Origin of the sequence: Pleomorphomonas sp. JP5, assembly GCF_023721815.1 — a bacterium.
GTDB lineage: Bacteria > Pseudomonadota > Alphaproteobacteria > Rhizobiales > Pleomorphomonadaceae > Pleomorphomonas.
In genome coordinates, this window is sequence record NZ_JAMDLI010000002.1 from 18,582 (window position 1) to 39,218 (window position 20,637).

Here is a 20,637-nt window from a genome sequence, read left to right on the forward strand (position 1 = left end):
GCCCAACAACACAAGCGGTTGAGAGCGGCGGATCGGCTTCTGGACGAGGCGCGGACTTTACCGCTGGGGACGAGCTGGGATCATGAACCGGAAACCGAAAGCGTTCCTGCTCCATGGGTTCATCGGAGCTGGGAAGACGACATTCGCCAAGCGCCTTGAGGAAGAAGAAAAGGCCCTCCGCTTCACCCACGATGAATGGATGAACGAGCTCTACGGCAACGATCCTCCGGCGGACCTGTTCCCGGAGTATGCGCGCCGTGTCTTCCGCGTCATGGAAATGACCTGGACGCGCGGCCTCTCGGTCGGGACAAATGTGATCCTGGACTTCGGTTTCTGGTCCTGGGCCGAAAGACAGCGAACGCGGGCTCTTGTCGCCGAACACGGCGGTGACGCCATTCTCTATCGCCTCCACTGCGCCGACGAGGTGGCGTGGGACCGAGTCAGCGAGAGAAACCGGATGCTTGCAGGAGGCCTCTTCATCGCCCCCGGCACCTTCCAGACGCTCAAGGCGCGCTTCGAACCACTCAGGGATGACGAAGCGCGGATCGAAGTCGAATGACAGGCACCGAAGGCCAACAGGCTCGATTTCAGGCCGGCTGAGCCGGCCGGGCCGCCAGGACCATGTAGTTCACATCTGTGTCGTCGCTCTCCTTCCAGGAGAACCGAACCGGATCGAACACCACGCCGCGCCTGTCGAGCAGCATCAGGCCGGCATCCTGCAACGGCGCCTCCAGCTCCTCGGGCTTGACGAACTTCCTCCAGTCATGAGTGCCGCGCGGTAGCCAGCGCAACACATACTCGGCGCCGACGACCGCAAGGCCAAGCGCCTTGAGCGTGCGGTTGAGCGTGGCGGCGATGACGAGACCGCCGGGCTTCACCAGGTCCGCCACCGTCTGAAGGAACGTCGGCACGTCGGCGACGTGTTCGACCACTTCCAACGCCAGCACGACATCGAAGCGTTCGCCGGCGGCAAACAGCTCCTCGGCGGTGGTGGCCCGGTAATCGACGTTCACGCCGGTTTCGGACGCATGCAGACGCGCCACCTCGATGTTGACGGGCGACGGATCGACCCCGATGACGGTTGCGCCAAGTCTCGCCATCGGTTCGGACACCAGACCGCCTCCGCAGCCGATATCGAGGAAGGAAAGACCGGTAAAAGCGTCGGCGGCGCGCTCGTCGCGACCGAAATGCCGGCAAACCTCCCGCTTGATATAGGCAAGCCGGACAGGGCTGAACCTGTGCAAGGGCTTGAACTTGCCGTTCGGGTCCCACCACTCCCTGGCCATCGCCGAGAAGCGATCGACCTCGGCCTGATCGACACTGCCACGCTTCATCTCGGTCATGGGATTCTCCGCAACGCTTGTGCCGGAATAGGCCTCCGACTTTTCGAACCGGCCGACTGCCAAGTCAACCCTCGGCTTCAATCGCGTCTGGATCCACGAAAACTGGTCATAAGCGGAAAAGAACTCTTTCCGGCGCCGTTCTGAAGCGCTTCACTTGTGAAAAATGCATGTTGGAGGATGTCATGCCGCTTCACCCCGAAATTGCCGCCGACCTCGCCGCCGCAGCAGCGCGAGGCGAACCGCCTCTCAGGGAGCTGTCGGCGGAGGCCGCCCGAGCCCGAGCCGAGGCCGAGCCAAGGTTCGCCGGCGCACCGGTGAAGACGACCGAGACCATCTCCATTCCGGTCGGCAGCGGCGCCATCGCGGCGCGCGTCTATCGACCGTTCGGCGAGGGCGACATCCTGCCCGGCATCGTCTACATCCACGGCGGCGGCTGGGTGCTCTGCTCGCTCGACACCCACGACAACGTCTGCCGCAACCTTTGCGCCAGTGTCGGCGCCATCGTCGTTTCCATCGACTACCGCATGGCGCCCGAGCACCGCTTCCCCGTGGCCAGCGATGACTGCCTCGCAGCCATCCGCTGGGTGGCGGCCCACGCCAAGGATCTCGGCTTCAACCCGGCCAAGTTGATCGTCGGCGGCGATAGCGCCGGCGGCAACCTCGCCGCCGTCACCGCCCTGCGCATTCGCGACGAAGGGGGACCGGTCCTCTCGGGCCAGATGCTGATCTATCCGGTGACCGACGACATCGCCGCCGGCCATCCGTCCTACGCCGAGTTCGCCGAAGGCTTCGGCCTCACCGCCGACGACATGGCCTGGTTCTGGGATCACTACGTGCCCGACCCGGCCGAGCGCACCCATCCGTATGCCTCACCCTTGCGGGCCGAAAGCCTCGCCGGCCTGCCGCCGGCCTTGCTGCTGACGGCTGGCTGCGACGTTCTGCGCGATGAGGGAGAAGCCTATGCGGGTCGCCTTGCCGCCGCCGGCGTGACACTCGACTTCCGCCGTTACGAGGGACTTCACCACGGTTGCGCCGGCGACTACGGCCGCCTCCGCGCCGTCACGCCCTTCTTCGAACACCTCGTCACCTGGGCCCGCGCCATCTTCCGCCTCTGACCACACGCCGCCAAGCAAACGCACCCGAAGCCGCGTCCAGCGGCTTCCGGCGCCAAGCGGCGCCCGTGCGAAGCACGAAAGCCAAGGCCAGAGGCCGCCGGCGACTGAGGCAGAAAACAAACGCCGGGCAAACGCTCTGCGATTGCCCGGCGGCGCACCTTCCTGTATTGAGATCGCGGCCCTGCGGGCGCCGCATGGCTGCCTGCGTTTTCACCTCTCGCAACGGGGTTCCCGCCCCTTAGGAAACGACGTCGGAAAATGGCTCGATTGGTGATGAAATTCGGCGGCACCTCCGTCGCCGATCTCGATAGGATCCGCAATGTCGCGGCCCATGTCAGGCGCGAAGTCGATGCCGGCAATCAGGTCGCCGTCGTCGTATCGGCCATGGCCGGCAAGACGAACGAGTTGGTCGCGCTTTGCCGTGGTGCCTCCGCCTTGCACGACGCTCGCGAATACGATGCCGTCGTCGCCTCGGGCGAGCAGATAACGAGCGGTCTTCTTGCCATCACGTTGCAGGCCATGGGCGTCGATGCCCGCTCCTGGCAGGGCTGGCAGCTTCCGATCGTCACCGATGGTGCCCACGGCGCAGCTCGCATCCAGTCCATCGATGGCAGCCGCGTCATCGAGCAGATGGAGGCCGGCCGCGTCGCCGTCGTCGCCGGTTTCCAGGGCATCGGCCCGGACGGACGCATTTCGACGCTCGGCCGCGGCGGCTCGGATACCTCGGCCGTCGCCATCGCCGCGGCGGTGAAGGCCGACCGCTGCGACATCTACACCGACGTCGACGGCGTCTACACCACCGACCCCCGCATCGTGCCGAAGGCGCGCCGTCTCGACAAGGTCTCCTTCGAGGAGATGCTGGAGATGGCCTCCCTCGGCTCCAAGGTCCTTCAGGTGCGCTCCGTCGAGCTCGCCATGGTCCACAAGGTCCGCACCTTCGTGCGGTCGTCCTTCGAGGACCCCAACAACCCTAAGACCATGCCGAACGGCGACCCGTTCGGAACGCTTATTTGCGATGAGGACGAGATCGTGGAACAGGAAGTCGTCACCGGTATCGCCTACTCCAAGGACGAGGCGCAGATCTCCATCCGCCGCGTGCCCGACCAGCCGGGCGTCGCCGCCGCCGTGTTCGGACCGCTGGCCGACGCCAACGTCAACGTCGACATGATCGTCCAGAACATCTCCGCCGACGGCGCCGAGACGGACATCACCTTCACGCTGCCGGCCGCCGACTACGAGCGCGCCACCGCCGTGCTCAACGAGAAGAAGGCCGAGATCGGCTACAAGACCTTCGAGGGCACCACCGGCATGTGCAAGGTGTCGGTGATCGGCGTCGGCATGCGCAGCCACGCCGGCGTCGCCGCCCAGGCTTTCAAGGCGTTGTCGGACAAGGGCATCAACATCCGGGCGATCACCACGTCCGAGATCAAGATTTCCGTGCTGATCGACGAGGCCTACACCGAGCTAGCCGTTCGCACCCTGCATTCGGTCTACGGGCTCGACAAGGCCTAACACGGATTATCGGTTCCGGAGAGGCCCCGGAATCGGCGAGTTCGGTCGGCGCACTCACGCCGATTTGTCGGGCACGAACGGAAAAGGGCCTCGCCGGAAGACCGGCGAGGCCTTATCAACGTGCTGGAGCCCATTCGTTTTCCGGCAGCCGCTCGCAAGGAGATGCTGCCATATTGATGGCTTCAAGCCGGCCGCAAAAAGCGCTAGGGCTGGCAATATGGAGTGTATGAACCCGTCGGCCGGCCTGGCGCCGTTCCGGCCTGCGGGAGAGAGCAGGAAGCCGACGATGCGGGGAGGCCTTTCCGGACCGCGCGTTCTGCTCCGCCGCCTCCGCGAGGTGATGGCGGAGCCGATCAGCGCCCAGGAGCGACTGGACAAGATCGTCACCACCATCGCGTCCAACATGGTCGCGGAGGTCTGCTCGCTCTATGTCCTCAGAGCCGACGGCGTGCTTGAGCTGTTCGCCACCGAGGGCCTCAACCGGGATGCCGTCCACAAGGCGTCCCTTCGCGTCGGCCAGGGCCTCGTCGGCCTTATCGCCGCCGAAGCGGCGGTGCTAAACCTTGCCGACGCCCAGGAACACCCTGCCTTCTCCTACATTCCCGGCACCGACGAAGAGGCCTATCACTCCTTCCTCGGCGTGCCGATCTTGCGCTCGGGACGGACGCTCGGCGTTCTGGTGGTGCAGAACCGCGTCCGCAAGACCTACTCCGAGGAGGAGGAGGAAGCGCTTCAGACCACCGGCATGATCATTGCCGAGATCATCGCCTCCGGTGAAGTGCTGGGCCTTGCCGCCGCCCAGCAGACGGTACTCGATCTCAATCGCCCCATGCACGTGCCCGGCATCGTGCTGTCCGACGGCGTCGGCCTCGGACATGTCGTGCTGCACGAGCCGCGCGTCGTCGTCACCAACTTCATCGCCGAGGACCCCGAGCAGGAGGTGAAGCGGCTGACAGCCGCCATCGCCAACCTGCGCCTCTCGATCGACGACATGATCGACAGGGGCGAGGTCGCCCACCACGGCGAGCATCGCGACGTGCTCGAAGCCTACCGCATGTTCGCCTACGATCGCGGCTGGACGCGGCGCATGGAGGAGGCGATCGTCCGTTCAGGCCTGTCGGCCGAAGCGGCAGTGGAGCGGGTGCAGTCCGACACCCGCGCCCGCATGCAGCGGCAAACCGACCCCTACCTGCTCGAACGCCTGCACGACTTCGACGACCTGACCTATCGCCTGCTGCGCGAGCTGATGGGCAAGGACAAGAATACCGAGCTGCCGGAGAACGCCATCGTCGTGGCGCGCTCCATGGGCGCCGCCGAGCTCCTCGACTACGACCGTTCCAAGCTGCGCGGCCTCGTGCTGGAAGAAGGCACCTCGACCAGTCACGTGGCGATCGTCGCCCGCGCCCTGTCCATTCCGGCCGTCGGCCAGCTCGCCAACGTCGTGTCTTTGGCCGAGAACGGCGACAGCATCATCATCGACGGCGAAAGCGGCTATGTGCACCTGCGGCCGCCGGCCGACGTCGAGCAAGCCTACGTCACCAAGGTCCGCTTCCGCGCCCGCCGGCAGGAGCGGTACCGCCAGTTGCGTTTCAAGGCGCCGGTGACGCTCGACGGCGTGCGCATCGCCCTCAACACCAATGCCGGCCTGCTGTTCGACCTGCCGCATTTCGACGAGTCGGGCGCCGACGGCATCGGCCTGTTCCGCACCGAACTGCAATTCATGATCGCGCCCACCTTCCCCAAGCTGGGCCAGCAGGCGGAGCTCTATTCCAAGATTCTCGACGGCGCCACCGGCCGGCCTGTCACCTTCCGCACGCTCGATATCGGCGGCGACAAGGTGCTGCCCTACCTCACCCGCTCGGTGCAGGAGGAGAACCCGGCCATGGGCTGGCGGGCCATCCGCATCGGCCTCGACCGCACCGTCATTCTCAGGACGCAGATCCGCGCCCTGCTGAAGGCCGCCGGCGGCCGCGAGCTGCGCGTCATGTTCCCGATGATCTCGACGGTCGATGAGTTCGTCAAGGCCAAGGAACTGGTCATGGGCGAGCAGCGCTTCCTGGAAAAGCACGGCCACGCCCTGCCATCGTCGCTGAAGCTCGGCGCCATGATCGAGGTGCCGGCGCTGCTGTTCGAGCTCGACGAGCTCTTGTCGGTGGTCGACTTCGTATCGGTTGGCACCAACGACCTGTTCCAGTTCATGCTGGCCGTCGATCGCGGCAACGCCAAGGTGTCGCAGCGCTTCGACCCGCTCGCGCCATCCTTCCTGCGCGCACTCCGCACCATTGCCCGCAAGTCGGCCGAGTATGGCAAGCCGGCCACGCTGTGTGGCGAGCTGGGCGGCACGCCGCTCACCGCCATGGCGCTGATGGCCATCGGCTTCCGGTCGATGTCCATGGCCGCCACCTCCGTTGGCCCGGTCAAGGACATGATCCGCTCGGTCAACCTCGGCGAACTCGAAGCGCTGCTGGCGCCGGCCCTCAACCGACCCGACGGTCCGCCGATCCGCAAGCTGCTGCAGGATTTCGCCGAATCCCGGGATATCCCGCTCAATTGACCCGGTCCCCGCTCAAGGCTTCCGCCAAGGTATGACTCCCTTCGACGCCCGTCTCGAGGCCCTCCTCGACCGTTTCGCCATTCTTGAAGCGCGGCTTGCCGGCAACCCCGACGCCGAAACCTTCGTGCGCCTGTCGCGCGACTATGCCGAACTGGAGCCGCTGGTCGTCCGTATCCGCGCCCTGCGCGATGCCGACCGCGAGTTCGCCGACATCGAGGCGATGCTTGCCGACCCGGGCACCGATCCGGACATGCGGTCGCTCGCCGAGGCCGAACGGCCCGAGCTTGCCGAGAGGGTCGAGACGCTGAGGCAGGACGTCCGCATCGCGCTCCTGCCGCGCGACCGGGCCGACGACAAGAGCGCCATCCTCGAAGTACGCGCCGGAACCGGCGGCGACGAGGCGGCGCTGTTTGCCGGCGATCTCTTCCGCATGTACCAGCGCTACGCCGAGACGCACGGCTGGCGCGTCGAGGTCATGAGCGTGTCGGAGGCAGAGCTCGGCGGATACAAGGAGATCATCGCCTCGATCGACGGCGCCGGCGTCTACGCCCGGCTGAAGTTCGAATCCGGCGTCCACCGGGTACAACGCGTACCGGTGACCGAAAGCTCGGGCCGCATCCACACCTCCGCCGCCACCGTGGCAGTTCTCCCGGAAGCCGAGGACGTGGACATCGCCATCAATGAGGCCGACCTTCGCGTCGACACCTTCCGCTCGTCGGGCGCAGGCGGTCAGCATGTCAACACCACCGACAGCGCCATCCGCATCACCCATATCCCGACAGGGATCGCGGTCGCCTGCCAGGAAGAGCGATCCCAGCACAAGAACCGCGCCAAGGCGATGAAGCTCCTGCGCGCCCGTCTTTATGAGATCGAGCGCGAGAAGGCCGACAGCGCCCGCGCCGCCGACCGGCGTGGCCAGGTGGGCTCCGGCGACCGCTCGGAGCGCATCCGCACCTACAACTTCCCGCAAGGGCGCGTCACCGACCACCGCATCAACCTGACGCTCTACAAGCTGCCGCAGGTCATGGAGGGCGACCTTGATGACGTGGTCGATGCGCTGATCACCGACCATCAGGCCAGACTGCTCGCCGAAGCCGAGGCATGAGCGACACCCCCACCCTTGGCGCCCTGCTTGCCACCGCGCGCCGACGTCTGAAGGATGCCGCCATCGATACGGCGGACATCGACGCCCGCCTGCTGCTGGAGGCCGCCACGGGCGCCAGCCGGCTCGACCTGCTCGCCGCCGCCGATCGAGCGGTCGCCCCGGGCGCCGCCGACCGCCTCTTGGGGTGGCTCGACCGCCGCGCCGCAGGCGAGCCTATCGGCCGCATCCTCGGGGTCGCGTCCTTTTACGGTCTCGATTTCATCCTTGGCCCCGACACGCTCGAACCACGCCCGGATACCGAAACACTGGTCGAAGTGGCTCTTGCCGCCGTTCGCGACGGTCGCATTGCCGGTGTCTCGCCACGCGGGGAAGGCCTCCGGTTTCTCGACCTCGGCACCGGAACGGGCGCCATCGCCGTGACCTTGCTTGCCAAGTTGCCCGGCGCACGCGGAATGGCCACCGACCTGTCGCCCGGCGCCCTGGCGGTGGCAAAGGACAACGCCGACCGCAACGGCGTTGGCGATCGGCTGGATTTCGCCCAGGGCGACTTTTTCGCGGCCGTCACCGGCAGCTTCAACCTGATCGTCTCCAACCCGCCCTACATCGCGAGCACCGTCATCGCCGACCTTGACCGCGAGGTGCGCCTGCACGACCCCTTGCTCGCCCTCGACGGCGGCCCCGATGGGCTGGCGGCCTACCGGACCATTGTCGGAGGCGTTCATGACCATCTTGCTCCCGGTGGACTACTTGCTGTCGAGATCGGCTGGGACCAGGGCGAAGCAGTCGATACCCTGTTCAGAGCTTCAGGTCTGGTTGAAGTCGAAGTCCACCGAGACCTCGGCAGCCGCCAACGCGTCGTGTCAGGCCGGCGAAGCGCGCAATTCGACTGAAATTCCCTCGCTTTATTGACCCTGAAGCCAAAAATCAGCTTGGAAAGTCGCAACGAAGCAGCTAGGGTCCTTCCGTAGAGAATCGGCTGTATTTGACGTCACCGTCGAAAAGCCGTATTCGGGAGGCATGACCTCTTGCCTTGGCGGATGAGCAGTCGGAGCTAGCTCACACAGTCCGGTTGCCGGCAGAGCCAGGGCGTGGGCCACGATCCCGCTCAGACCCGTTCTCGATACGATCAAACGTAGAGGATGCTGAGGCGACACCGTCATGGGCGCAAGCGCTCAGTCTGACGGTCGTTCTTGATAGATGATGTGTTTGCACTAGGCGCCGCGACTTCGCCGGCCCCCTCATCAGGGAGAGCCGGCAGTCAACGAGACTCGCGGCCTCGCGCCTCGTGCTTTTTTGACCCGCGAAGGCAAGAGATAGCGGACATATGAGGCAGAACCAGCAGAACAAGCAACGGATGCGCGGCCGGCCCAACCGCAAGGCTCCCAATCCGCTGACCCGGTCGTTTGATTCCAACGGCCCGGACATCAAGATCAGAGGCACCGCCCTTCACATCGCCGAAAAATACACGCAGCTCGCTCGCGACGCGTCATCGGCCGGTGACCGAGTGATGGCGGAGAACTACCTCCAGCACGCCGAGCACTATTACCGCATCATTGCCGCCGCCCAGGCCGCCCAGGCCGCCGCCGCTGCCGGTCGCGAGGACGACAGCGAGGACGACGATTTCGAGCCGATCGGTTCCGACCGCTTCGAGCCGCGCCAGATCGAGATTCGCCAGCCCGGCCAGTTCGACAACAACAATCGCCAGCCGAACGAGCAGCGGGAGCCGCGCGAGCAACGCGAAGGCGGCTACCAGAACCGCGACAACGGCCAGCAGCGCGACTACAATCGCAACGGCGACAACAACAATCGTGGCGGCGACAACAACCGCAACGGTGACAACAACCGCAACAACGACAACGGCGACCGTCAGCAGCAGGACCGCAACGAGTATCGTCGCGATCGTCGTCAGCGGTTCGACCGCTTCGGCCGCGACAACCGTGGCGACCGTGGTGACCGCCAGGGGCAGAACAACCAGGACAATCGCGGTGGCGACCGCCAGCCGCAGCCGGCCTTGGCGCCGACCCTGGCCGATGCGCCGCAGCCCGACGTTAGCTTTCCCGATTCGCCGCAGCCGGTCGTCCGGACCGAACGCGAGCAGCGCCCGGCGCCGGTCGCTGCCGCCGAAGCCGGCCTTCCCGCCTTCTTGCTCGAGCGTCAGCCGCGCTCGTCCGACCCCGCACCGGTTGCCGTTGCAGAACGCCCTGCTCCGGCAGTCGAGCGTCCGGCTCCAGTTGCCGAACGTCCGGCACCGGCCGAGCGTCCGGCACCGGTAGCCGAACGCCCAGCCCCGACCGCCGAACCTGCCCGTGAGCCTTCACCGGAACCGGTGGCTGCCGCCTCGACCGAGGCCGAGGCCGAGGAGGCACCGCGCAAGCGCGTTCCGCGGCGTCGCGCGACCACTGTCGGCACCCCGATCGCCTCGACCACCCGTCCACGCACCCGCCGCGCCAAGGCGACGACCGAGGGCAGCTCAGAAGGTGGCGAAGGCTGATAGTCGGCGCCGAAGCAGGCTTTCAAGGACCGCGTCGGCACCGACGCGGTCCTTTTCGTTTTCAGGGGCGCGCCTCATATGAAAAGGGCGGCGCCGCATGGCACCGCCCTTTTTCAATGTCCAGATGAAGCGACCTCAGGCAGCCGCGTCGCGCGACCGCTCACGCTTGCGCTCGATCGGATCGAGCGTCGTCTTCCTCAGGCGGATCGACTTCGGCGTCACCTCGACCAGTTCGTCCTCCTGGATCCAGGCAAGCGCCCGCTCCAGCGTCATGCGGATCGGCGGCGTCAGGCGCACGGCCTCATCCTTGCCGGCCGAGCGGACGTTGGTCAGCTTCTTGCCCTTGAGCACGTTGACCTCGAGATCGTTCTCGCGAGTATGCTCGCCGACGATCATGCCCTGGTAAACCTTCCAACCCGGCTCGATCATCATCGGGCCACGGTCCTCGAGGTTCCACAGCGCATAGGCGACGGCCTCGCCGATGTCGTTGGAGATCAGCACGCCGTTGCGCCGGCCGGGCAGATCGCCCTTGTGCGGCTGATACTCGTGAAACAGGCGGTTCATGATCGCCGTCCCGCGCGTATCGGTGAGCAGTTCCGACTGGTAGCCGATCAGGCCGCGCGTCGGCGCAAAGAACACCAGACGCAGGCGATTGCCGCCGGACGGGCGCATCTCGACCATGTCGGCCCGACGCTCGCTCATCTTCTGCACGACGACGGACGAGTACTCCTCGTCGACGTCGATCACCACTTCCTCGATCGGCTCGAGCGTCTCGCCAGTCGTCTCGTCCTTGCGGAACACGACACGCGGCCGCGACACGGCAAGCTCGAAGCCTTCGCGACGCATGGTCTCGATCAGCACGGCCAGCTGCAGTTCGCCACGGCCCGAGACGAAGAACGAATCCTTCTCGGTGCTCTCTTCGATCTTGAGGGCGACGTTGCCCTCCGCCTCGCGCAGGAGGCGGTCGCGGATCATGCGGCTCGTCACCTTGTCGCCCTCGGTACCGGCCAGCGGCGAGTTGTTGACGAGGAAGGTCATGGTGACGGTCGGCGGATCGATCGGCTGGGCGTGCAGCGGCTCGGTCACTTCGAGCGCGCAGAAGGTCTCGGCAACCGTACCCTTGGTCAGACCGGCGATCGCCACGATGTCGCCCGCTTCGCCGACGTCGATCGCGGTGCGCTCAAGGCCACGGAAGGCCAGAAGCTTGGACACGCGCCCCTGATCGACGACCTTTCCGTCCTGGTCGAGCACCTTGATGGTCTGGTTGGTTCTCACCGAACCCGAGGTGATGCGACCGGTAACGAGGCGACCGAGGAAGGGATTGGCTTCCAGAAGCGTCCCGATCATGCGGAAGGGCGCATCCTGCTCGACATGCGGCGGCTCGACATGGCGCAGAACCAGATCGAACAGCGGCTTCATGCCGTCGGCCTCTCCGCCTTCCGGCTGGGTCGAGAACCAACCGTTGCGGCCCGAACCGTAGAGGATCGGGAAGTCGAGCTGCTCCTCGGTGGCGTCGAGGTTGGCGAACAGATCGAACACCTCGTCCACGACTTCGTGAATGCGGGCATCCTGGCGGTCGACCTTGTTGATGGCGACGATCGGCTTGAGGCCAACCTTCAGCGCCTTGCCGACCACGAACTTGGTCTGCGGCATCGGCCCCTCGGCGGCGTCGACCAGCACGATGGCGCCGTCCACCATATTGAGGATACGCTCCACCTCGCCACCGAAGTCGGCGTGGCCAGGGGTGTCGACGATGTTGATCCGCACGTCGTTCCAGACCACCGAAGTCGCCTTGGCAAGAATGGTGATGCCGCGCTCCTTCTCGAGGTCGTTGGAATCCATCACGCGCTCGGCAACCTTCTGGTTCTCGCGATAGGTGCCGGACTGCTTCAGAAGCTCATCGACCAGTGTCGTCTTGCCATGGTCGACGTGCGCGATGATGGCGATGTTGCGCATTTGCATGGGCGTACTCGGTTGGGAAAAGACAGACGGCCCGAAGCGAGCCTCCGGACCGTCATTCTGGCGCGCACTATACAAATGAATGTGACGGTAGCAAGAAAAACCTGATTATTCCGCCGATCATCAGCCATGCAAAGCGAGGTGACACTTAACAGCACCCGTTTGCATCTGCTAGAAGCGCCGCCTTCGGCCTTCTTTTCCGGAACGTTCCATGCATCATGCCCCGATGACCGAGCGCCATGTCGCGGCGATCGGCTCACTCCTCATTGCACTCGGACCGGTGTCGCTCGCGCTCTACACACCGGCCATGCCGGAGCTGGTGCGGGACTTCGCCACGACCTACCCGGCCGTGAAGGCGACGCTTGCCGCCTATTTCGCCGGCTTCGCCCTGGCGCAACTGATCTGCGGCCCCCTGTCGGACGCCTACGGCCGCCGCCCGACCGCGCTGGCCTTCCTCGCGCTCTATGCCATCGGCTCGATCGGAGCGGTGCTTGCACCGTCCATCCACGCTTTGACGGCGGCCCGCCTCGTCCAAGGCATCGGCGCCGCGGTCGGCATCTCGGTCGCCCGCGCCATCGTCCGCGACAACTTCGCCGGCGAGCAATCATCTCGCGTGATGAACACCATCGGCATCTTTCTCGCCATCGGCCCGGCGGTGGCGCCGACGCTGGGCAGCCTGGCCATGCTCGCCTTCGACTGGCGCGCGATCTTCGTATTGATGGTGGTCTACGGTGGCGTGTTGCTCGTCGCGGTCCATCGCTTCCTGCCGGAAACCAACCGGGCGCCCGATCCGACACGCGCCAGGCCCGCCGGCCTTGCCCGTGCCTATGTCGCCCTTGCCGGCGACCGGCGCTTCCTGTTTCCGGCCCTGACCATGGGGCTCGTCTTCGGCGGCTTCTACTCGCTGAGTTCGACGCTGCCCTTCCTGCTGATTGATACCGCCGGCCTCACTCCCCAGGCCTTCGGCTTCGGCATGCTGGCCCAGACTGGCGCCTATATCCTCGGCGGCATCCTCACCAAGGCGCTGCTCAAGCACGTTCCGGCCCGCGACCTGGTGCTGCCGGGCCTTGCTCTTGCCACGGCCGGAGCGCTGACGATGACGGCGTCGATCGCCGTCTTCCCGCCATCCTACCTGACGGTAATGGCGCCGGTGGCTTTGTTTGCCTTCGCGCTCGCCATCGTGACGCCCGACCTCACAACCCGCGCCATGGCCGCGTTCCCCGAGAAGGCCGGGGCCGCCGCCGCTCTTCTGGGCTTTGCTCAGATGGGCAGCGGCTTCGTCGACTCCGGCGCCGTGGCGCTGATTGGTTCACCGCCGATCGCCTTCGCCACGGTGATCCCGGTGGTCACGCTCGCAGCCCTGTTTCTCTGCACCGTCGAAAAGCGGATCGAAGACCGGGACTAAACATCTAGTCATCCCGTGCCTTGCCGACGGGTTCGGCAGGCGCTTTCGCCGAAATCATCCGGCGCGAGCGAAAGACCCAGTGGTTCGACCGAGACATCTGAGCGGGCGCTTTATGTCGGGCGGGACTCAACGCTCCACTAGGCTCTCCTCAGGCCCAGCAGACCGGGCGCCGCGTGCCAGAAGGCCTGCGCGGCAAACCCCATGAACAGGAGCCCCGAGCCCCTGACGATCGCCAGTTCGTGCGCCCGGTAGAAGCGACGCACCGCGCCGGCTCCGATGACGGCGATCATCACCACATCGGCGACGAGAAAGCCGAGGAAAGACGCGGCAATCAGCGCAGGCAGGCTTGAGAACGACAGCGTGTCGGCAACACCGCCAACCAGCGCCGTGAAGGTGGCGAGCGCCACCGGATAGCCCTTGGGGTTGGTGAGGCCGAAGATAAGCCCGCGCCTGAACGGTCGCTCCACCGCCATGACCGCCCGCCCCTGGCCATTCGGCCGGGCGCGGAAGGCACGCCAGCCGATGAAGGCCAGATAGGCGCCGCAGACACAGCCAAGCAGGTCGAACACCATCGGCCCCACGACATGCGCGCCGACAAGCGCCACGAGCGCAAGGCTCGTCCACAGCGTGTCGCCGGCGAGATGACCGACGATGAAGCGGGCACCGGCGCTTCGCCCTTGTCCGGCGCCAATGCCGAGGAGCGCGATGAAGGCCGGGCCGGGAATGACGACATAGAGGAAGGCGGCGACGAAAGCCGAAACAAGGAGCGAAAGCGGCATGGAAGACGACGAGCCCTCTGGCGGGAGACGGCGAAGCTTCCCGCAATTTCGCGCGCCGCGCAACCGTCGCCGTGCCCATATCCCAGGCAGTCGGGAAGGTATTCCTGACATCGCCAGTTTGCGTTGACTCGCGCGATTTTCCGCAATGCGCTTTACCTGCAATTAATCGGCGAAGGCGATGCTTGAGGGAAGAAAGCCGATCGGGAGGAGACGGCGCACCGGTTTGGGCGCGACGCCGGGTCGGCTCCCTCGGGGGAGTGTCCAGATGCCAAAACTAAGGCTCAAGGGATTCGCGATCGGATCGCGATTCCGCATCGCAACGAAGGTCTTCGCCTTCGGACTGTTCTCGCTCCTGGCCCTTGCCGTCGTCGGCGGGCTCTACATGATGCAGGACATCAACGCCAATACCTATCGCCAACGCGCGGCCAGCGCCCGCATCAATGCCGATCTGGCCGGCACGCTGCAGACCACCGCGCTGCAGCTCCGTCGCTCCGAGATCGAGTTCCTGTTCACCGGCAACGAGCGCTATTCGGGCCTGCACGGCGACCTCACCCGCATGACCGACTCGACCATCCAGCAGCTCGAGACGCGCATCAAAGCGACCGATCCGACGAAGGCCTCCAACGTGGCCGAGATCAAGGCCGGCCTCGAGGAATATGGCTCTTCCTTCAAGGCCATCCTGAACATCAAGAAGCAGCTCGGCCTCTACCCGAAGCAGGGCGTCAACGGTGCGCTCCTGCAGTCCAGCCAGGCCGTAACCGATCTTCTCGCCGCCAATCCGTCGCCCGAGCTGGCGGCTCTGTTCGCGACCCTGCGGACCCACGAAAAGGACTTCATGCTGAAGAGCGACCCACAGGCCTTCACCGCCTTCGGCAAGACGTCCATGGATTTCACCCGGGCGCTGGCGCGCAGCTCGCTCGGCGCAGACGCCAAGGCCGCCCTCGGCAAGGCAATGGAGGAGTACACCGCCAACGTCGGCCAGTGGGTTGCCTTGCAGCAGAAGTTCCTCAGCATCTACCAGCAGCTTTCCAACGGCTACAAGACGCTGGAGCCACAGCTCGACAACCTCGTCTCGATGATTCGCAGCGTCGACACGGCCGCCTCCACGTCGGAAATCCGCGCCCGCCGCGAGGCTCGCGACCAGCTCATGATGGTGTTCGGCGTCATCATGGCGATGACGTTGGTGTTTGGCTGGGCGCTCGCACGCGGCATCGTAAAACCGATCAGCCGCATCACCACCGCCATGAAGGCGGTCGCCACCGGCGATCGCGACGCGGTCATTCCCTATGCCGACCACCGCAACGAGGTCGGCGACATGGCGCGGACGCTCGACGTGTTCGCCAAGGGACTGGCGGAAACCGAAAGGCTGAGGGCCGAGCAGGGCGAGAACGATCGCATCGCCGCCGATCGGCAACTCCAGGATCGGCAGGCGCTCGCCGACGCCTTCCAGTCGACCATGGGTGCGCTGGCCGACCGCTTCGCCAAGTCTTCTGCCGAGGTGGCGGAAGCTGCCCGCGAGCTGTCCGAGACCGCCGACGCCACCTCCGGTCGGGCTCAGTCGGTGACAGGCGCTGCCGAAACCGCCGCCTCCAACGTGCAGACGGTGGCCGCCGGGGCCGAAGAACTCACCGCGTCGATCCGCGAGATCAACGTGCAGGTCTCCAAGTCGGCCGGTGTCGCCGAGGAGGCCGCCGCCGAAGCGTCGCGGACTGAGGCCAAGGTGCGTGCGCTGACCGATGCCGCCGTTCGCATCGGCGACGTGGTCAATCTCATCCGGGCCATCGCCGAGCAGACCAATCTCCTCGCCCTCAACGCCACCATCGAGGCGGCGCGGGCCGGAGACGCCGGCAAGGGCTTCGCGGTCGTCGCCTCGGAAGTGAAGCAGCTGGCCGCCCAAACGGCCAAGGCGACCGACGAGATCGGCTCCAAGATCGGCGAAATCCAGGAAGCGACCAACGAGACGGTGACAGCCATCGGTCGCATCACCTCGACCATCTCGACGATCCGCGAGGTGACCGCCTCGATCGCCGGCGCCGTCGAGGAACAGGGCGCGGCCACCGACGAGATCGCCCAGAACACCCAGCGGGCCGCCGAGGGCACGCAGACGGTGACCGGCTCCATCGCCGGCGTCGGCGAAGCCGCCGAACTGACCGGCCGTGCATCGACCCACCTGATGGCGCTCTCGGCCGACCTGGAACACCAGTCCACCGACCTCCAGAGCGAGGTCAGCAAGTTCGTGGACAGCCTTCGCGCGGCATAAACGCCGCGTCTCCACTCCCCGTAAACAGAAAAGGCCCGCTCCGAATGACATCGGAGCGGGCCTTTTGCTTAGGCTAGGATCGGTACGGCTCAGCCCTGGTCGCGCTTGGCGAGCGTGCGCAGGCGCAGCGCGTTGAGCTTGATGAAGCCGGCGGCGTCCTTCTGGTCATAGGCGCCCTGATCGTCCTCGAAGGTGACCAGCGTCGACGAATAGAGCGTCTTCGGCGACGCACGGCCGGTGACGATGACGTTGCCCTTGTAGAGCTTCAGCGTCACCTCGCCCTCGACGTTCTCCTGACTCTTGTCGATCAGCGCCTGCAGCATGTAGCGCTCGGGCGCGAACCAGAAGCCGTAGTAGATCAGCTCGGCATAGCGCGGCATCAGCTCGTCCTTGAGGTGAGCGGCGCCACGATCGAGCGTGATGCTTTCGATCGCCCGGTGGGCGGTCAGCAGGATGGTGCCGCCGGGCGTCTCGTAGACGCCGCGCGACTTCATGCCCACGAAGCGGTTCTCGACCAGATCGAGGCGGCCGATGCCGTTGTCATGGCCATACTTGTTGAGCGCCGTCAGCAGCTCGGCCGGGCTCATGCGCTTGCCGTTGATCGAGACGGCGTCGCCCTTCTCGAAACCGATGGTGATGACGGTCGGCTTGTCCGGCGCCTCCTCCGGCGAAATGGTGCGCATGTGGACGTATTCGGGCGCCGGCTGCGAAGGATCCTCCAGCACCTTGCCCTCGGAGGACGAGTGCAGGAGGTTGGCGTCGACCGAGAAGGGCGCCTCGCCCTTCTTGTCCTTGGCGATCGGGATCTGATGCTTCTCGGCGAAGTCGAGCAGATCCGTGCGGCTCTTGAACGACCAGTCGCGCCAGGGGGCGATGATCTTGATGTCCGGGTTGAGCGCGTAGGCGCTGAGCTCGAAGCGCACCTGGTCGTTGCCCTTGCCGGTGGCGCCATGGGCGATAGCGTCGGCGCCGGTCTTCCGGGCGATATCGATCAGGTGCTTGGAGATCAGGGGACGGGCGATCGAGGTGCCGAGCAGGTAGACGCCCTCGTAGACGGCGTTGGCGCGGAACATCGGGAAGACGAAATCGCGAACGAACTCCTCGCGCACGTCCTCGATGAAGATCTCCTTGATGCCCAGCATCTCGGCCTTCTTGCGGGCCGGCTCCAGATCGCCGTCGCCCTGGCCGAGGTCGGCCGTGAAGGTCACGACTTCGGCGCCGAGTTCGGTCTGCAGCCACTTGAGGATGATCGACGTGTCGAGACCGCCGGAATAGGCCAGCACGACTTTCTTGACTTCGCCCTTTTTCATGGAAACTCCGTGGAGATGAAAGCCGCGGCGGTCGGTGGGAGGCTGGCCGGCGGCTCAAAACGATCGCCGGCAATTTAACCGACTGTGACAGCCGCGCAAGGCTGGAGATTCGTCATTTGCCGGCCATGATCGCAGCTGATAAACCCGGCCACCCAGCCAGCCCAGCCGAGCCGAGCATGACCGAGCCCCAATCGACCTCCGACAGAGACTGGACGAGACTGACCCTTCTGGTCATCGCCTGCTTTCTGACGCTCCGCCTCATCGCCCTCTTCCTGAGCGGCTTCGAACTCAGCTACGACGAGGCTCAATACTGGGCCTGGTCGCGCAATCTCGCCTTCGGCTATTTCACCAAGCCCGGCCTCATCGCCTGGCTGATCCGAGGAACAACCGAAGTCTGCGGCAGCGGCGTTGCCTGCGTGCGAGCGCCAGCACCGCTTCTGCATGCGGCGTCCGCCTGGTTCGTCTTCCTCGCCGCCCGCCGGCTTTACGATTATCGCATCGGCTTCTGGAGCGCCCTCGCCTACGTATCGATGCCGGCCGTCAGCCTGTCGTCGCTGATCCTCAACACCGACGTGCCGCTGTTGTTCTTCTGGTGCGTCGGCCTGCATGCGACGGTCCTGTTTGTCGAACGGGCTTCGCTCTCCCGAGCCCTCTATCTTGCCGGCGTCGTCGCCATCGGCCTCAATGCCAAATACGCGATGATCTACCTGCCAGCCTCGCTGCTGGTCTTTTTTCTGGTGGCCGCCGACCGGCGCCCGCTCTTGCGGAGCGGCGCCACCTGGGTGGCGCTTTTCGGAGGCCTCGTCGGCTTCCTGCCAAACCTGATCTGGAATGCCCAGAATGGTTTCGTCACTTTCCACCACACAGGCGACAACGCCGGCTGGCAAGCGATGGGCTTCAAACTCGGCAAGATCTTTGAGTATCTCGGCGGCCAGGCCGCCATCCCCGGCCCGATCCTGTTCGCCGTCGCCGTCCTCGCCGCGATTCTCGGCTGGCGTTCGACCAAACCGGTCGCCGACCGGCTGATGATGTGGCTGAGTTTGCCGATTCTGATCGTCATCGGCGTCAACGCCGCCTTTGCCAAGCTGCATGGCAACTGGGCCGCGACGGCCTTTCCCGCCCTCGTCATCTTCGCCAGCGCCGTACTCGTCGATACTCGCTGGCGTGGCCTTCTGAAGCTGTCGACGGCGATCAATACGACGGCGGCCGTCGGTCTCGCCATCGGCACCAGTCTCGTCGGCCACGTGGCGCTGCCGCAGAAGCCGACGCAGCTTCATCGCCTGCTGCACTGGTCGGACTATGGCGAAAAGCTGATCGCCGCAGCGCGAGCAGCCGGCGTCCGCACGGTCGTCACCGTCGGACGTCCGATGACCTCGGAAACCCTCTACGAGTTGCGCGGCAGCGGACTCGACGTCAGGCCCTATGTCGCCTCCGGCGCCGCGCCGAGCGATCAGTTCGAGATGACCATACCCTACGATCCCGCCAAGCACGGACCGGCTCTCATGGTCACCGAGGTCGATCCGGCGACGCTCGGCATTGAGCCGGAGCGCATCGAGCCGCTCGGCGCCCTCGAAACCCGCATCTACAAGGCAAGGGACGGCCGCATTCCGATCTATCGGATCGACCGTTGACAGCACGGGCTCTGATTCCCATTTCGAGCCCATGCGCAAAGTTCATGATCCCGACCCCGAAATCATAGGCCCTGCCGACGGGCACGAGGCTCGAGTCCGCTCGCGTTTCTGGAAAACGGCCAGGAAGGCCATTGCGGCCATTCCCTTCATCGATGAGGTCGTGGCCGCCTATTACTGCGCACTCGACCCGGAAACGCCGGCGCCGGTGCGGGCCACGCTGCTCGCCGCGCTTGCCTATTTCGTGATGCCGTTCGACATCCTGCCGGACTTCGTGCTTGGTCTCGGCTTCACCGACGACATCACCGTCCTGGTCACCGCAATCGGCATGGTTCGGGGCAACATTGGCGAGCGGCACCGCGCCGCTGCCCGCGCCGCGCTCGACCGACTCGCGGCGGAAAAAGCCGGATAACACCCCGAGATGGAAAGGCGATTGCCGGCCGGCCCCATTGTCGCCCGATTTCCGGCCAAGCCTCGCGCCGCGACAACGTGAAGCGTCCATGGCCGCCCTTGCCCGACGGATCGATACGCCGGAGCAACACTTTGGTAACCACGACGCCTTAACGTTTCCCTAGGCTTCATGCGGACCGCTTCGGTGGGCCCATACGTGTCCCACGACAAGACCAAGGTGATTAGATGACGAACGCACGCACCCTCGGCTTGGCCGTCGCACTGCTGCTCGGCGCGACGACCCTCGCAGGCGCCCAGCAGCAGCAGACCAAGGCGCCTACGCCGCTCCAGACGTTCGAGCGCTGGGCCACCTACACCTACAACAACGCCGGCGCCAAGGTTTGCTATGCCGCGACCCAGCCGACGGATACCTTGCCGAAGGGCGTCAACCGCGATCCGGTGTTCATGTTCATCACCAATCGCCCGAAGGAAGGCGTCAAGCACGAGATCTCCGTCATCACCGGCTATCCCTACAAGGAAGGTTCCAAGACCACGGTGAAGATCGGCGACACCACCTTCAGCATGTACACGAAGGACCAGGGCGCCTGGGTCGAGAACGCCGCCGAGGAAAGCCGCTTCATCAATGCCATGAAGGCTGGAGCGGACATGGTGATCACCGGCACGTCGCGTCGCGGCACGGTTACCACCGACACCTACTCGCTGAAGGGCGTCAGTGCCGCCCTGAAGCGCATCGACGCCGAGTGCCAGTAAGTCGCAACCGGTCTG

The 20,637-nt window shown here is 65.6% G+C and carries 16 protein-coding genes; 12 read left to right on the forward strand and 4 right to left on the reverse strand.

From position 1 onward, the window contains the following. The first annotated feature begins 82 nt into the window (after positions 1 to 82). Entirely contained in the window at positions 83 to 559 is a 477-nt protein-coding gene (locus M4J40_RS01980) for an AAA family ATPase (protein ID WP_251751688.1), read from the forward strand. A 28-nt stretch (positions 560 to 587) separates the two neighbouring features. Here the strand turns inward: M4J40_RS01980 and ubiG are convergent, their stop codons facing one another. Next, positions 588 to 1,343 (reverse strand): bifunctional 2-polyprenyl-6-hydroxyphenol methylase/3-demethylubiquinol 3-O-methyltransferase UbiG, encoded by a 756-nt coding sequence (gene ubiG / locus M4J40_RS01985; RefSeq protein ID WP_251751690.1) that lies wholly within the window; start codon positions 1,341 to 1,343, stop codon positions 588 to 590. Positions 1,344 to 1,525: 182 nt separating this feature from the next. On the opposite strand from ubiG, the gene M4J40_RS01990 reads away from it, so the two are divergent. From M4J40_RS01990 to M4J40_RS02015, 6 genes are all read left to right on the forward strand, one after another. Next, complete coding sequence (locus tag M4J40_RS01990; protein ID WP_251751692.1) at positions 1,526 to 2,458, forward strand: alpha/beta hydrolase; 933 nt, start codon at positions 1,526 to 1,528, stop codon at positions 2,456 to 2,458. 258 nt (positions 2,459 to 2,716) lie between these two features. Next, complete coding sequence (locus M4J40_RS01995; protein ID WP_251751694.1) at positions 2,717 to 3,970, forward strand: aspartate kinase; 1,254 nt, start codon at positions 2,717 to 2,719, stop codon at positions 3,968 to 3,970. Positions 3,971 to 4,256: 286 nt separating this feature from the next. Further along, positions 4,257 to 6,524: a phosphoenolpyruvate--protein phosphotransferase gene (gene ptsP, locus M4J40_RS02000; protein ID WP_251751696.1), complete on the forward strand. Its 2,268-nt coding sequence runs from the start codon at positions 4,257 to 4,259 to the stop codon at positions 6,522 to 6,524. 31 nt (positions 6,525 to 6,555) lie between these two features. Beyond that, entirely contained in the window at positions 6,556 to 7,629 is a 1,074-nt protein-coding gene (gene prfA / locus M4J40_RS02005) for a peptide chain release factor 1 (protein ID WP_251751698.1), read from the forward strand. Beyond that, complete coding sequence (gene prmC / locus M4J40_RS02010; protein ID WP_251751700.1) at positions 7,626 to 8,519, forward strand: peptide chain release factor N(5)-glutamine methyltransferase; 894 nt, start codon at positions 7,626 to 7,628, stop codon at positions 8,517 to 8,519. Before prfA ends, prmC begins: the two co-directional genes overlap by 4 nt. Before the next feature lie 434 nt (positions 8,520 to 8,953). Beyond that, complete coding sequence (locus M4J40_RS02015; RefSeq protein ID WP_251751702.1) at positions 8,954 to 10,120, forward strand: DUF4167 domain-containing protein; 1,167 nt, start codon at positions 8,954 to 8,956, stop codon at positions 10,118 to 10,120. Between the two features lie 135 nt (positions 10,121 to 10,255). On the opposite strand, the gene typA is transcribed toward M4J40_RS02015, so the two are convergent. Continuing rightward, positions 10,256 to 12,082 carry a translational GTPase TypA gene (typA, locus tag M4J40_RS02020; RefSeq protein WP_251751704.1) on the reverse strand — a complete coding sequence of 609 codons (1,827 nt, stop codon included), beginning with the start codon at positions 12,080 to 12,082 and terminating at the stop codon, positions 10,256 to 10,258. Between the two features lie 208 nt (positions 12,083 to 12,290). On the opposite strand from typA, the gene M4J40_RS02025 reads away from it, so the two are divergent. Next, positions 12,291 to 13,484, forward strand: coding sequence for a multidrug effflux MFS transporter (locus M4J40_RS02025; RefSeq protein ID WP_251751705.1), 1,194 nt, complete (start codon positions 12,291 to 12,293; stop codon positions 13,482 to 13,484). 137 nt (positions 13,485 to 13,621) lie between these two features. Here the strand turns inward: M4J40_RS02025 and M4J40_RS02030 are convergent, their stop codons facing one another. Next, positions 13,622 to 14,263 carry a LysE family translocator gene (locus tag M4J40_RS02030; protein ID WP_251751708.1) on the reverse strand — a complete coding sequence of 214 codons (642 nt, stop codon included), beginning with the start codon at positions 14,261 to 14,263 and terminating at the stop codon, positions 13,622 to 13,624. A gap of 265 nt (positions 14,264 to 14,528) precedes the next feature. On the opposite strand from M4J40_RS02030, the gene M4J40_RS02035 reads away from it, so the two are divergent. Further along, complete coding sequence (locus M4J40_RS02035; protein WP_251751709.1) at positions 14,529 to 16,523, forward strand: methyl-accepting chemotaxis protein; 1,995 nt, start codon at positions 14,529 to 14,531, stop codon at positions 16,521 to 16,523. Between the two features lie 89 nt (positions 16,524 to 16,612). Here M4J40_RS02035 and M4J40_RS02040 read toward each other — a convergent pair whose 3' ends face one another. Next, positions 16,613 to 17,833 carry an argininosuccinate synthase gene (locus tag M4J40_RS02040; RefSeq protein ID WP_251751710.1) on the reverse strand — a complete coding sequence of 407 codons (1,221 nt, stop codon included), beginning with the start codon at positions 17,831 to 17,833 and terminating at the stop codon, positions 16,613 to 16,615. 176 nt (positions 17,834 to 18,009) lie between these two features. Between M4J40_RS02040 and M4J40_RS02045 the strand changes: the two genes are divergently transcribed. The 3 genes from M4J40_RS02045 to M4J40_RS02055 all read left to right on the forward strand — a co-directional run bounded on the left by M4J40_RS02045 (position 18,010) and on the right by M4J40_RS02055 (position 20,622). Continuing rightward, the gene (locus tag M4J40_RS02045) at positions 18,010 to 19,464 is read left to right on the forward strand and encodes a glycosyltransferase family 39 protein (RefSeq protein WP_251751711.1); all 1,455 of its coding nucleotides are present in this window, start codon (positions 18,010 to 18,012) and stop codon (positions 19,462 to 19,464) included. Positions 19,465 to 19,495: 31 nt separating this feature from the next. Continuing rightward, positions 19,496 to 19,873: a YkvA family protein gene (locus tag M4J40_RS02050; protein WP_251751712.1), complete on the forward strand. Its 378-nt coding sequence runs from the start codon at positions 19,496 to 19,498 to the stop codon at positions 19,871 to 19,873. Positions 19,874 to 20,097: 224 nt separating this feature from the next. Continuing rightward, the gene (locus M4J40_RS02055) at positions 20,098 to 20,622 is read left to right on the forward strand and encodes an invasion associated locus B family protein (protein WP_251751713.1); all 525 of its coding nucleotides are present in this window, start codon (positions 20,098 to 20,100) and stop codon (positions 20,620 to 20,622) included. Positions 20,623 to 20,637 lie beyond the last annotated feature (15 nt).